Below are 13,526 nucleotides of genomic sequence, written 5' to 3' on the forward strand. Positions count from 1 at the left end.
CTGCCCGTGACGATCGCCGACTACACCGTCATCGCGGTCGCGGTCCTGCTCGCGTCATGCCTGCAGGCCTCGATCGGCTTCGGCATGGGCATGCTCGCGGCGCCCGTCGTCGCGCTGGTGGATCCGGCACTGATCCCCGGCACGCTGATCATGCTTGCGGCAATGGTTACCCTCATGGTGGTGATTCGGGAGCGCACCGCGATCGACGTGTCTGGGACCGGCTGGGCGCTGGTCGGACGGGTACCCGGCACCATCGCAGGCGCCCTGCTGCTGGCAGCGATACCTCAACGCGCACTGTCCATCCTGATCGCGGGCGTGGTGCTCTTCGGTGTGGTGCTGACAAGCGTCGGCTGGATTCCCGTGCCGCACAGGCGAAACCTGATGCTGGCCGGCGCCACCTCCGGTGTACTCGGCACGGCGACGTCGATCGGGGGGCCGCCGATGGCGCTCGTGTGGCAGGGCAACAGCGGCGCGCGACTGCGCGGCACCATGAGCGGGTTCTTCCTGATCGGATCGGTGATGTCGATCGTGATGCTGGCGCTGACCGGTGCCGTCGACGCACACACCTTCCAGGCGTTCGCGGTGCTGATTCCCGCCACCGTGGCCGGGTACGCGCTGTCCCGGGGTGCCAACCGCCTGCTCAACCCCCAGCGGCAGCGGTGGGCCGCCATCGCCGTCTCCGGCACCGGTGCCGCGGTGCTCGCCATCCAGCAGGTGGGTCTGCTGTGACGCCCAAGGAGCCATCGGATGTCGCAGTGCGCAAGGTGAAGTCGGCCGTCCGGACCGTCGAGCTGCTCGAGTACCTCGCCGCGCGGCAGGACCGGCCAGCGCGCATCCGAGAGATCAGCGCGGCACTCGACATGCCGCGCAGCAGTGCCCACGCGCTGTTGCGGACTCTGATGGGGCAGGGCTGGGTGCGCTCCGACGATTCCGGCACGCTGTACGGAATCGGCATCCGCGCACTGCTCGTCGGAACGAGCTACCTGGACAGCGATCCGTACCTGCCGATGATCACGCCGTTCCTCGAGGATCTGCGCCAGGAACTCGACGAGACGTTTCACGTGGGTCGCCTCGACGGGCCAGACGTGGTCTATCTCGCCACCCGCGAGTCGCGGCAGTATCGACGCGCGGCCAGCCGGGTCGGGCGACGGCTGCCTGCGTTCACCACCGCGTTGGGCAAGGCGCTGCTGGCCGACCGGTTCGGTGCGGACCGCGACGTCCACATCCCGACCGACCTGGCCCCGATCACGCCGCACACCGTGACCGACCGGGCCGAGCTCGAGGAGGCCCTGGAAGTCGCACGGGTCCGCGGCTACGCCACCGACGACGAGGAGAACACCGTCGGCCTACGGTGCTTCGCCGTGGCATTGCGTTACGCGACGCCTGCGCAGGACGCGATCAGTGCGTCCATCCCGATTGCCAGGCTGACCGCTGAACGGGAGTGCGAGGTGATCGAGGCGCTGCGCAGCGTGGGGGACAAGGTGAGCCGGGTGTTGCGGCCGGTGGCGAACGGCGACAAGTGGTTCGCGCAGTGACGTCGACTCCACGGTTGACCGATACGTCGGAGGCATCAATCCATGCGATATCAGTGTTGGACGCGCATAGGTCAGCGTTCGTAGGCTGATGGCATGAGTCCCACCCCGATCGTCGAGGAGATGCGGGTGATCCCGATCGCGGGACACGACGGCATGCTGCTGAACCTCAGCGGCGCGCACGCCCCGTTCTTCACGCGAAACCTGGTGATCCTGAAGGACTCCGACGGCAACACCGGCGTCGGTGAGGTACCCGGCGGCGCGCCCATTCAGCGCACGCTGGAAGACGCCCGCCAGATCGTCGAAGGCCGCAGCATGGGTGCCTACCACGCCGTGCTTGCCGACATCCGGCGGACGTTCGGCGACCGTGACGCAGGCGGCCGCGGCGCCCAGACCTTCGATCTGCGCGTCACCGTGCACGCGGTCACCGCGGTCGAGTCGGCGCTCCTCGACCTGCTCGGCCAGCATCTCGGGGTGCCGGTCGCTGCACTGCTCGGCGACGGTCGGCAGCGCGACCGGGTGCAGGCGCTTGGTTACCTGTTCTTCGTCGGCGACCGCACCAAGACCGACCTCGCCTACCGTTCCGCGGCCGACGAGGCACCAGACGCCGACGAGTGGCTTCGCATCCGACACGACGAAGCCCTGACACCGGATGCCGTCGTGCGCCTGGCCGAGGCCGCGCGGGAACGCTATGGCTTCCGCGACTTCAAGCTCAAGGGCGGCGTGCTGCCCGCGCCTGACGAGGCCAAGGCCGTCATTGCACTGGCCGACCGGTTCCCCGATGCCCGAATCACGCTGGACCCCAACGGCGGCTGGCTGCTCGCGGACGCCATCACGACGTGTTGCGAACTGACCGAGGTATTGGCCTACGCCGAGGATCCCGTCGGACCAGAAGGCCGTTTCTCCGGCCGGGAGGTGATGGCCGAATTCAAGCGGGCCACCGGCTTGCTCACCGCCACCAACATGATCGCCACCGACTGGCGCGAACTGGGCCACGCCATCCGCGCCGGAGCGGTCGACATCCCCCTCGCCGACCCGCACTTCTGGACCATGAGCGGATCGGTGCGCGTAGCCCAGTTGTGCGACGCGTGGGGATTGACCTGGGGGTCGCACTCCAACAACCACTTCGACGTATCGCTGGCGATGTTCACCCACGTGGCCGCCGCCGCGCCGGGCGCCATCACAGCCATCGACACGCACTGGATCTGGCAGGACGGCCAGCGCATCACCAAGCGGCCGTTCCAGATCGTCGACGGCTATCTCGACGTCCCGGAAACACCAGGGCTCGGCGTCGAACTCGACGAGGACGCGGTGGCTGCCGCTCACCAGCTCTACCTGTCCGAGGGACTCGGCGTCCGCGACGACGCCGTCGCCATGCAGTATCTGATTCCCGGCTGGACGTTCGACGCCAAACGCCCAGCACTGCAAGTAAATTAGTTCACGTGTTGATCGTCGTCGCCGACCGCAGCCTGGTGCCGCACCGGGAGCGGTTCGAGGCCGCCCTTCCCGCAGGCGCCACGCCATTGTGGCGCACCGGGCCCGCGGACCTGCGCGACGAGCTGCGTGATGCGCAGGTGTACGTCGGCGGGCAGTTCACCGCCGAGATGGCCGGCGTTGCCGAGAAGCTGCGACTCATCCACGTCGCGGGAGCGGGCACCGACCGGATCAACTTCGACGCACTCGCGGGCGATGTGTTGGTGGCCAACACCTTTCATCACGAACGGTCGATCGCCGAGTACGTGCTGGCCGCCGCCATCATGATGCGCAGGGGCTTCTTCACCCAGGACCGGTCGCTGCGCCGCGACATGTGGGCGACTGCGGTGTACGACGAGGCGATCCCGCAGGCCAAGACGTTGCGCGACGCGTGCGTCGGCCTGGTCGGCTTCGGACACATCGGCCAATTCGCCTGGGATCTGTTCCGCGCCTTCGGTTCGACGGGGATCGCCGTCACCGGATCGGGCCGGGTGGACGCCACCGCACACGGCCTGTCCTGGGTGGGTGACGTCGCCCGGCTCGACGACCTCCTGCGCGAGTCCGACGTCGTGGTGGTGTCGGCGCCGCTGACCCCGGCGACGGAGGGCATGATCGGCGCCGACCAACTGCGGGCGCTCGGGCCCGACGGTGTGCTGATCAACGTCGGCCGCGGACTCCTGGTGAACGAACGGGCGCTGTTCGACGCGCTTCGCAACGGTGACGTCCGCGGTGCCGCGATCGACGTCTGGTACCGCTACCCGGCGCGGCCAGGCGAGACGACGGCTCCCGCCACGCTTCCGTTCGGCGAACTGGACAACGTGCTGATGACGCCGCACTCGTCGGGGGTCACCACGGACACGTTCGGCGGCCGCGCCGACGACATCGCCGCCAACATCGGCAGGCTCGCGCGCGGTGAGATCCTACGCAACGTCGTCATTCGTTGATTGCCAAATAATCGCAAACGGGAAGTAATCGCACGATTTAACGGGTTCGTCACACCCATTCGAAGTAACCAGCATCACCAGCGGTCGCTGTGAAACACGCCGAATGCTCTTCTGTGGCCGACAATGTTTGCCGGTGAGGATTTCCCAGCTGCGAACCGGGCGGCCAGCGGCTATTCTTCCTTAGTGCGCCTAATTGCCAGACGCGAAGCTTACGAACTGCTCAAAGTTTGGCCCCGCGCAACGATGTGCGGATAGATTTACAACTGAATCAACTATGTTGCCAACGGGTGCGGCAGTGACCGGACGCGCAAGGCTCCGGCCAGGGAGCGCAGCTTGCCTGGGACGTGACTACGAAACACATAGAGGACCAGTACGAATGACCCAGGACGCAATCAGCACCAGCGCAGGGCCAGCGCAGGAACCAGCGAGCCCTGTGCGCCGCAAGCGGGTGCGCATCATCGGTTTGGACGGCGTGCGCGGGCTGCTGTGCCTAATGATTGCCATCACGCACGTGACGACGCATTATTCGCCGAAAACCGCGGCGACCTGGCAGACCGGTCTCTTCGGGTTCTCCCTGGTGTACTTCTTCGTACTGAGTGGCTTTCTGTTGTTTTTGCCGTATGTCCGCAATCTCGTCGATGAGCGCTCCGGGATGCCCGACGTCACGGATTACGTCGTCCATCGGTTCGCCAGGATCGTTCCCTGCTATTTGGTGATCTTTCTGTTCGTCAACTACGTCCTGCAGATCGCGTACATCCAAAACCCGGCCATTCAGCCGGTCGGCACCGACGACGGCACCGGCATGATCACCGACCCGGGTCAGCTGATCGCGAACCTCACGCTGATGCAGACGTACTTCCCCGCCTACATCCAGACGGGCATCAACCCGTCCTGGTCGCTCACGCTGGAGTACGCCTTCTACACCTCGCTACCGCTGCTGGGCTTCCTCCTTTTCAGAATGCGCAAGAAGTCGACGAGGAATCCGTTCGTGCTGGCCGCGGTCGCGCCGCTCATCCTGCTCGTCATCGGGTTCGTGGGTCGGTCGCTGACGCCCCTGGTGTACGCGAACTCGAGCACGACCGACTTCATCTTGCTCAACTGGGGCCCGAATTGGTCCGCGGTGTTCGCGAAGAGCTTCCTGACCAACGCCGACAACTTCGCGTTCGGCATGTTCGCCGCGGTCGTGTTCGTCGCGCTCGAGCACGGTGCCCTGCGCGAGCAGATCGCCAAGCGAGTCCGGATGTTCAGCGCGGTGGCGATCCTGCCGGTGTTCCTGCTGTCCGGAGTGCTGCTGGTCGTCGCGAACCAGTACGCCACCCTGGGCGTCAGCGTCGTCGCCGCGTTGATGATCCTCATCGTCGTGGCTCCGCTCGGACGTGGGCAGAAGACCAAACTGGCGGTGTGGCTCGACATCCGACCGATTCGGTACGTCGGCGAGGTCTCGCTGTCCGCCTACCTATGGCACTTCCCGATGCTGCTCCTGCTTGGCCGGATCGGCTGGATGGCGGGCGACACCCTTCCGGGAATGCTCCGCAACATCGTGCTCCTTCTCACCTGCACGATCCTCGCGGCGACCGTGACCTACTACGGCGTCGAGAAACCGGGGATGAACTACGCAAAGCGCCTGCGCGCCAAGAAGAAGGCAAGCGTCGCGAAGCCCGCACCCGCGCCGCTCGCTCAGGACAGCGCGTCGTAGATCAGCGTGACCCGGCTTTCGTTGGGTCGCGCCTGGGTTCACCGAACCCGACCAATAGGAAATCCAGTGCGGTAGTGAAAGAACTCATCGTCATCTGCGCGGCGAGCAGTTCCTGCGCTTTCTTGATCTCTGGATGGGTATCCGACGCCAGCTCTCGGTAGGCAGCTTCCCACGCCAGATCGTCGCCTTCGAGCACCTCGGGCGGCAGTATCTCCGCGCCGGAGTCCTGGCCTGCGAAGCTGAGCATGGTGTCGGCCAATGCCCGGTAGCGCAGGACTGCTTCGGCGGTGGTGAATCCGGCCTCGTGCAGAATCTTGAGCACGGTTTCCACGAATGCCATCTCGTGCGGCCGTCGCGTCACCCGACAGAACGCCACCTGCGCGACATGGGGATGGGCGACATAGACGGTGTGGACTCGGCATGCGAGATCGCGCAGAGCGACGCGCCAGTCGGTGTCGGGAACGAAGCTGGCCATCGCGTGGCCGAGGAGCCGGTCCGCCACCGCTAGCACGATGTCATCCATGCCTGTGAAGTAGCGGTAGATCGCCGTCGGGTCGGCACCGAGGGCCTGGCCGAGCTTGCGTGCGCTCAGTGCGTCGGGGCCGCGACGCTCGAGCAGGTTCGTTGCCGCATCGACGATCCGCTCCGCAGTCAGCTGAAATCCGCCGGCCGTCCAGCGTCGCCGGCGCCCTTCCGTCGCCCGGCGACTTCGCCCCGATTCAGCCTGCACCAGAACTCCTTATGTCAACACCGTTGACGTTATCTTCCGATGTCGTCTTGGATGTGTCAAACCACGACACCAAGGAGCAGCCATGGGTTCGGAGATCAAACCCGGCACCAGCGACACCGGACCAAGGCAGTTGCCCAAGGTCCTCGGTTCGGTCGACAGCGCCGCCATCGCAATGTCGAGCACCGCGCCGACCATGAGCATCGGCATCGGACTGGGCGTCATCGGCGCCGTCGTCGGCCCCGCAATCCCCGCCATGTTCCTGCTGGCACTGTTGCCGATCCTCGGCATCGCCCTGGCCTACTCACGGCTCAACGAGGTGGAGCGCAACTGCGGCAACGGCTATGTGTGGGTAGGCCGTTCGCTAGGCCCATGGCTGGGCTTTCAGGCGGGCTGGGTAGCCGTCGTGGGCACCACGATCTTCCTCGCCTACGGAAGCCAGGTGTGTGGCGCGGTGATCCTGCAGTTCCTCAATGAGGTCGAATGGACCTCGATGGGCGGACTGGCGCTCGACCCCACGTCGGTGGCGCTGACCACCGCCGTCGGGCTGGCGGTTCTGGTCTTGGTGACCCTGGCCGCCATTCGCGGCGCCGATATCGCCGCCGCTGTGCAGCGCTACCTGATCATCTTCGAATACGTCGTCCTGATCGGGTTCTGCGTCTACGCCATTTTCGTAGGCGCGCATCCGTTCGAGTGGGCGTGGCTGTCCCCCATGAGCGTCGGATCCCCGAAAGTGCTTGCCGCAGGCATGGTTGTGGCCGTCTATTTTTACTGGGGATGGGACGCCGCGTTCTGCGTCACCGAGGAGACCAAGAACCCGCGCGATGCCAGCAGGGGTGGCTTCCTGGCATTGGCCCTGATGGCGGGAATGTTCGTGCTCGCCGCGATCGCCTTTCAGCGCGTGCTGACCCCCGACGAGATCGTCGAGCAGGGCCCACAGGGCCTGAGCTACTTCGCGAGCAAGCTCGCCGAACAGCCGATCGCCGGGCTGGCGTTGCTTGCGCTGCTGTTCTCGACGGTCGCCTCGCTGCAGGCTGGTGTCCTTCCAACCGCACGGGCAACACTGGCGATGGGCCGCGACCAGACGCTGGGCCGGGTGTGGGCCCGGCTGCACCCGAAGTACGCGACACCTGCTGTCGGCACACTACTGATCATGACGTTCGCGGCGCTGCTCGCCGGGCTGTCCGTCTCAATCGGCACCCTGAGCACCATCGTCGTCGCCGCCGTCACCTCGGTGGGCCTCCTGGTATCGCTGTACTACGGACTGGGGGGTATCGCCTGTGCCGTCCGCTTCCGTGGTGACCTGCGGACCAACCTGGCCGCCGCAGTGAAATCGGTGATCATCCCTGCCGTGTCGGCGCTAACACTGTTCGGGCTAGGCGGCTATCTCGCCGAGCAATATTGGGTGCAGGACGCGCACTTCGCTTTCGATCCCGAGAACGGCAAGTTCCTCGTCGCCGTACCAGCCGCGGTCATCGTGGCCGGTCTGGTGGTGTCGGCATGGTCGAAGTGGGCCCGCCGGTCGCCGTACTTCCACGGGTCCGCGGGTACCGACGGCGACGCAATCGTGCTCTCTGCAAGCGTTCCCGAGCGGGGGGTCTCGGGAACGCTTGCAGAGAGCAGCTGAGGCCAGACATCGTGCAGACGATATTCGAACGCCAGCCACCTGCGCCCGCTCTTGTCGACCGCTCGTTGGCGGACTCGGTACTGACTCCGTTCTGGCTCGATGACCTGCCGGACACGGCTATTTATGCACGGTTGGCGGGAGCGCCAACGCGCCGCTTCGATCTCGTGATCGTCGGCGCGGGCTACACCGGCCTGTGGTCGGCGCTGCGCGCCAAGCAACGCAACCCGGGCATCACGGTGGCGGTGATCGAAGCCAACACGATCGGTTCGGCGGCGTCGGGGCGCAATGGTGGATTCGTCGAAGCGAGCCTGACCCACGGCACCTACAACGGAGGCCGCCGTTGGCCTGATGAGATCGAGCGCCTCGAGGATCTCGGCGTCGGCAACCTCGACGGTATCGAGGACACTGTCAGGTCGCTGGGCCTGGACTGCGAGTTCGAACGCAGCGGGTCGATCGCGGTCGCGGTGGAGCACTATCAGGCAGAAGAACTGGCTAGAACGGCCGATGTACCCGGTACCCGGTATCTCGACCAGAGCGCTGTCCGCGGCGAGGTGAACTCACCGACCTACCGCGCCGGGCTGTGGTCGACGAACAGTTCCGCCCTGGTGCATCCCGCGAAACTGGTCACCGAGTTGGCCCGCGCCGCCACCGATCTCGGTGTCGAAATATTCGAGCACACCAGAGCCGTGGCCATCGAACGCCGCCGCCCCGGCGCTACCATGGAGATCCGCACCGAAGACGGATCGGTGCGGGGTGACCGCATCATTTTGGCGACCAACGCCTTTCCCTCGTTGCTGCGTCGGTATCGGTTTCACACCGTCCCGGTGTATGACTACGTGCTGGTGACCGAGCCGTTGAGCGCCATTCACCTGCGGGAGATCGGTTGGCACCGTCGTCAGGGCATTTCGGATATGTCGAATCAGTTCCACTATTACCGACTGACCGGCGACAACCGGATTCTGTGGGGCGGCTACGACGCGGTGTACCACTTCGGCGGAGCCATCAGATCAAGCTACGAAAACCGCGAAGTCACCTACCGGCGCCTGGCTGCACATTTTTTCACGACGTTCCCGCAACTCGAAGATGTCGCTTTCACACACCGGTGGGCAGGGGTGATCGACACCTCGACGCGCTTCTGCGCCTTCTTCGGCTCCGCGCGCGGCGGCCGGGTCGCCTACGCAGCGGGCTTCACCGGCTTGGGTGTGGGGGCCGCTCGGTTCGCTGCCGATGTCATGCTGGACCGCCTTGATGGAACCCCGACCGAGCGGACCCGACTCAAGATGGTGTCAACGACGCCGGTGCCGTTTCCTCCGGAACCGCTCGCGGCGTTGGGGATTGGTGCAGCCCGATGGTCACTCAACCGTGCAGACCATCGCGAAGGCAAACGCAACCTGTTCCTGAAAGCCCTGGACGCGGCAGGCTTGGGATTCGACTCGTGATAGGCGCGCCATGACAGCCACACCGGCTGCGGACCTGCTGTTCGTCAACGGCCAGGTGCGGACCATGAACCCCCAAGACCCCTGGCACACCGCCGTAGCGGTAACCGCGGGCCGCATCACCGCCCTCAGCGAGGCGGCCACCGCAGCGCGCGGCGCCGGCACCGAGGTGATTGACCTGGACGGCCGGATAGTCCTGCCCGGCTTCATCGACGCCCACATCCATCCCGTCGTGGCCGGAGTGGAAAGTACCCAGGTCGATCTCACCGCCGCCCGCACGGTCGAGGAATGTCTCGACACAGTCAACGCCTACGCACAGGCCCATCCCCAGCGGGAGTGGATTACCGGCGGCGGATGGTCAATGGAACTGTTCGACCAAGGGACACCGACTCGCGCGCTTCTCGATCAAGTAGTGGCGGACCGCCCCGTGTATCTGACCAACCGCGATCACCACGGCGCGTGGGTCAATTCGTTGGCGCTGAAACGCGCAACGATCGACAGCATCACGCCCGACCCGCGTGACGGCCGCATCGAACGTGACGACACGGGAACGCCCACCGGCATGCTCCAAGAGGGCGCGATGGGCCTTGTCTCCCAGCGTATTCCGCCGCTAACCCCACAGGAGGGGTTGGCCGGGCTGCTGGCAGCCCAACAAACACTGCACCGCTACGGCATCATCGGCTGGCAGGACGCATTACTAGGCGACTCGCCGCTCATGGCCAACGTCTCCGACGCCTACCTCGACGCGATCACCGGTCAGCTCTTGACCGCGAAAGTGGTGGGTGCCCTCTGGTGGGACCGAACTCGCGGTGCCGAACAGATCGATGAACTCGTGCAACGCCGAGATCACCACGGGCAGTTGGGGTTAAACACCGGCACCGTGAAAATCATGCAGGACGGCATTGCCGAGAACTTCACCGCGGGGATGCTCACACCGTACTTCGATTGCTGCGGCCACCAGACGGGTAACTCCGGGCTGAGCTTCGTTGACCCGGAGCAGCTGGGCGGCTACGTGACCGAGCTCGACCGGTTGGGCTTCCAGGTACATTTCCACGCCCTTGGCGATCGCGCGGTGCGGGAAGCCCTCGACGCCGTCGAAGCGGCCCGGAACGCCAACGGTGTATCAGACAACCGCCACCACCTGGCACACCTACAGGTCGTCGACCCCGCCGACATCCCCCGCTTCGCGCAGTTGGGTGCTACCGCGAATATCCAACCCCTGTGGGCGACACACGAGCCGCAGATGGACCAGCTGACGATCCCATTTCTCGGCGCCGACCGGGCAGCCCGCCAGTATCCGTTCGCCGATCTGGCCAGCACCGGCGCGAGCATCGCTGCGGGTAGCGACTGGCCGGTCAGCGACCCGAATCCCTGGGCAGCGATCCACGTCGCCGTCAATCGCCGTAACATCGACACACCCGGCGAGGTATTCCTGCCCGAACAGCGGATCGACCTCGAGGCCGCCATCGCGGCCTACACAGTGGGCTCGGCTTACGTGAACCACTGGGACGACACCGGGGTGATCCGCGTGGGCGATGCCGCGGATCTCATCGTTCTCAACGGCGACCCCTTCACCGCGCCCATCGACATGATCGGGCACACCTCCGTCGACATGACGTTCGTCGACGGAATGTGCGTCCACGACGCTGACCGATGACCCGTCGCCGGCTGTCGTCAGCCGAGCCAGGGCGATCGAAACTCCGGTGCCAGTCGGGGTTTCCTTGCCGCCGCTCGGCGGTGGTCTGATGTTCTGCTAGGCGGTGATGCGCATCTCGGCCACCCGATCATCATCGACGCGGAAGGTAAACGTGCTGGCACCGTTGAAGCCGTCGCCGCCGACGTCGGCAATGACGACTACCTCGGCGTCATCAGTGAGGTAGAAGTGAATCACCCTCACTGTCACGTGTTTTCCGATGAATTCGCGGTCGCTCCATCGTCGGATCGCCTCGCCGCCGTGGAATTTGCGTCCCCAATCGTCCACGACTCCCAGATGCGGGACGAAGGCCGCCACGAAGGCGTCGGTGTCGCGAAGCTTCGCGGCGTCAAACACATTGCGGACTGCTGGTGGCAGCGCTGGGGTCACGGCATTCCTTCGTTCGTTACGGAGACATCGGCACGCCGGCGGACGACGTCATCGGCGGCGACGCCAGCCGTGATCAACACGGCCAGCGCACCGATTGGCGGGAGTAGGCATTGCAAGTAGGACCCTGTTCGACTGACGTGATGCTGACCGTCGTGTGCCTCGCCGAGGCCCTGATTACGGGTCGGTGGTGAACGATGGCGACAGTGTCATCGGGTGGTGTAGCCGCCGTTGGCGAGAATGGTTTGCCCGGTAATCCACCAACCGTCGCTCACCAGGAACCGCACCACCGGGACGATGTCTTGGGGGTCGGTCAGCCCAGTCTTGGTGAACTTGGACAGATCAGCAGCGTTCTGGTTGTACGTCGCGGACTCGGTCGTTTCCTGACCGTAGAAGAAGGGAGTCTCCATCGGTCCAGGGGCAATCGCCGTCACCGAGATGCCGCGCTGCCCGAACTCCTTGGACGCCGCCCTGGTGAAATGTTCGACCGGAGACTTGGATCCGGCATAGATCGAGTACGAACCGGTGAATGCGGCCACCAGGGAGGTCACCACCGTTGCGATCTTGCCGCCGTCGGACACGTGCGTGCCAGCCTGCTGGATGAAGAAGAACGCGGTCTTGGCGTTGATCGCAAAGATACGGTCGTAGTCCGCTTCGGTGACCGCCGCGATCGGTTTCTTTATCACCATGCCGGTGGTATTGATCGCGATGTCGATCGAGCCGCCGAGCGCCTCTTTGGCGTCTCCGAACAGCTTCTCCACCGCGGCGGCCGTGGTGAGGTCGGCCTGCAACAGATGTGCGTCGACCCCGGTAGCCTTGATCGCCGCTGCCGTCTCCTCGGCATCCGATTGCGTTGCGGCACTGTTGTAGTGCACCGCGATCCCTTTGGCGCCGTGTTCGGCGAGATCGCGTGCGATCAGCCCGCCGAGGTTCTTTGCTCCGCCGGCGATGAGCACGGTCTTGCCAGCGATGGTGTGATCGGCCATAGTCCCCCAATCGTCGTGTCGCGAAATGATAGCTACCGGTGGCGGGGACGGCTTTCGAAAACCTACAGTGGTTGCGGAAAAGCCGTGGCGCGGAGCGGACGCGCACGAGGTGGAGGGATGGCCCCCGGGCAGTGACGAGTTTGCGCAATGAACAGCGGGCCCCTTCGCCGAGGACGGTGTTGGCGAGGAATACAGTTGTGGCAGCCGGGGTGGGCTTTTCGTTTGTCGAGGAAGCGATTTCCCAACCGACCGACTGGTGCTTCAACGAGGACCACCACGTCATGGTCGTGCACCGAAACGGCGTGCTCGCGTCGATGGACAGCGAGTTCGAAAGCGGGCCGTCGGGTCAGATTCTGCCCAAAGTCGGCGACATTTGGGTCATCCCCGCCGAGCAGCGCTATGCGGCTCTGGCCCACGGACAAACGGTCGGGTTCTGCGAGATAACGATTCCGACGACACTGCTGGGCGGACGCTCCATTGCGCCCCGGCTGGGCCACCGTGACGGGCTGTTGTACGCGATGACCGAACGGTTGGCTGGCCTAGGTCAGCGGGACGACGACGTCGCCGAACTCATGCGGCAGGGCATCGGCGACCTGGTCAGGCTGCACTTGTGTGACAAGTACGCGTTGGGCTCCACCGGTGGGTCTCGGCGAGTAGACGTGGACAGTGCGAACCTGCGCCGGTCGATGGTGGACTACGTCGAGGGCAATCTAGGCGCGCCGATTAGCGTCGCCGACATGGCCTGCCACGCACAGATGTCGATGACGGACTTCCTGCGGGAGTTCCCAGCGGCATTGGGCACCACACCGCACCAGTTCGTCCTTGAGCGTCGGATGAAGAGAGCCCGCGCGATGTTGGCATCGAGATCCCACACGGTCACCGAAATCAGTGTGCTGGTCGGGTTTTCGACGCCCAGCCATTTCGCCACCACCTTCCGCCAGCGGGTCGGGGTCAGCCCAACCGCCTACCGGCGCACACTACAATCCTGAGTTCATGTCGCTGATGTGCAACGACTCGCCGAACGT

The 13,526-nt window shown here is 65.3% G+C and carries 12 protein-coding genes; 9 read left to right on the forward strand and 3 right to left on the reverse strand.

What is annotated here, in order from left to right; all coding sequences use genetic code 11:
• The first annotated feature begins 6 nt into the window (after window positions 1-6).
• The 5 genes from HNP02_RS25225 (at window position 7) to HNP02_RS25245 (ending at window position 5,645) form a co-directional block, all read left to right on the forward strand.
• Entirely contained in the window at window positions 7-729 is a 723-nt protein-coding gene (locus HNP02_RS25225) for a sulfite exporter TauE/SafE family protein (protein WP_184443221.1), read from the forward strand.
• Window positions 726-1,535 carry an IclR family transcriptional regulator gene (locus tag HNP02_RS25230; RefSeq protein ID WP_309241682.1) on the forward strand — a complete coding sequence of 270 codons (810 nt, stop codon included), beginning with the start codon at window positions 726-728 and terminating at the stop codon, window positions 1,533-1,535. The genes HNP02_RS25225 and HNP02_RS25230 overlap by 4 nt, the downstream gene beginning before the upstream one ends.
• A 93-nt stretch (window positions 1,536-1,628) precedes the next feature.
• The gene (locus tag HNP02_RS25235) at window positions 1,629-2,969 is read left to right on the forward strand and encodes an enolase C-terminal domain-like protein (protein ID WP_184443223.1); all 1,341 of its coding nucleotides are present in this window, start codon (window positions 1,629-1,631) and stop codon (window positions 2,967-2,969) included.
• A gap of 5 nt (window positions 2,970-2,974) precedes the next feature.
• Window positions 2,975-3,949, forward strand: coding sequence for a 2-hydroxyacid dehydrogenase (locus HNP02_RS25240; protein ID WP_184443225.1), 975 nt, complete (start codon window positions 2,975-2,977; stop codon window positions 3,947-3,949).
• A 376-nt stretch (window positions 3,950-4,325) separates the two neighbouring features.
• Window positions 4,326-5,645 (forward strand): acyltransferase, encoded by a 1,320-nt coding sequence (locus HNP02_RS25245; protein ID WP_184443227.1) that lies wholly within the window; start codon window positions 4,326-4,328, stop codon window positions 5,643-5,645.
• Window position 5,646: 1 nt separating this feature from the next.
• Here HNP02_RS25245 and HNP02_RS25250 read toward each other — a convergent pair whose 3' ends face one another.
• The gene (locus HNP02_RS25250; RefSeq protein WP_184443229.1) at window positions 5,647-6,375 is read right to left on the reverse strand and encodes a TetR/AcrR family transcriptional regulator; all 729 of its coding nucleotides are present in this window, start codon (window positions 6,373-6,375) and stop codon (window positions 5,647-5,649) included.
• Window positions 6,376-6,457: 82 nt separating this feature from the next.
• Here HNP02_RS25250 and HNP02_RS25255 point away from each other — a divergent pair, with 82 nt between their 5' ends.
• From HNP02_RS25255 to HNP02_RS25265, 3 genes are read left to right on the forward strand one after another with little or no spacing between them, the layout of a single operon-like run.
• A complete protein-coding gene (locus tag HNP02_RS25255; RefSeq protein ID WP_184443231.1) occupies window positions 6,458-7,999 on the forward strand; it encodes an APC family permease in 1,542 nt (513 codons plus the stop codon).
• Between the two features lie 8 nt (window positions 8,000-8,007).
• Window positions 8,008-9,438 (forward strand): FAD-binding oxidoreductase, encoded by a 1,431-nt coding sequence (locus HNP02_RS25260; protein ID WP_184443495.1) that lies wholly within the window; start codon window positions 8,008-8,010, stop codon window positions 9,436-9,438.
• A 10-nt stretch (window positions 9,439-9,448) separates the two neighbouring features.
• Window positions 9,449-11,092 carry an amidohydrolase gene (locus HNP02_RS25265; RefSeq protein ID WP_184443233.1) on the forward strand — a complete coding sequence of 548 codons (1,644 nt, stop codon included), beginning with the start codon at window positions 9,449-9,451 and terminating at the stop codon, window positions 11,090-11,092.
• A gap of 96 nt (window positions 11,093-11,188) precedes the next feature.
• Here the strand turns inward: HNP02_RS25265 and HNP02_RS25270 are convergent, their stop codons facing one another.
• On the reverse strand, window positions 11,189-11,518 hold the full coding sequence (locus HNP02_RS25270) for a nuclear transport factor 2 family protein (protein WP_184443235.1): 330 nt from the start codon (window positions 11,516-11,518) through the stop codon (window positions 11,189-11,191).
• Between the two features lie 206 nt (window positions 11,519-11,724).
• On the reverse strand, window positions 11,725-12,501 hold the full coding sequence (locus tag HNP02_RS25275; protein ID WP_184443237.1) for an SDR family oxidoreductase: 777 nt from the start codon (window positions 12,499-12,501) through the stop codon (window positions 11,725-11,727).
• Window positions 12,502-12,698: 197 nt separating this feature from the next.
• Here HNP02_RS25275 and HNP02_RS25280 point away from each other — a divergent pair, with 197 nt between their 5' ends.
• Window positions 12,699-13,490, forward strand: a complete 792-nt coding sequence (locus HNP02_RS25280) for an AraC family transcriptional regulator (protein ID WP_309241683.1) — start codon at window positions 12,699-12,701, stop codon at window positions 13,488-13,490.
• The last annotated feature ends 36 nt before the right edge of the window (window positions 13,491-13,526 follow it).

The sequence above is a fragment of the Mycobacterium sp. AZCC_0083 genome (assembly GCF_014202335.1).
In the GTDB taxonomy this organism is placed as follows: Bacteria; Actinomycetota; Actinomycetes; order Mycobacteriales; family Mycobacteriaceae; genus Mycobacterium.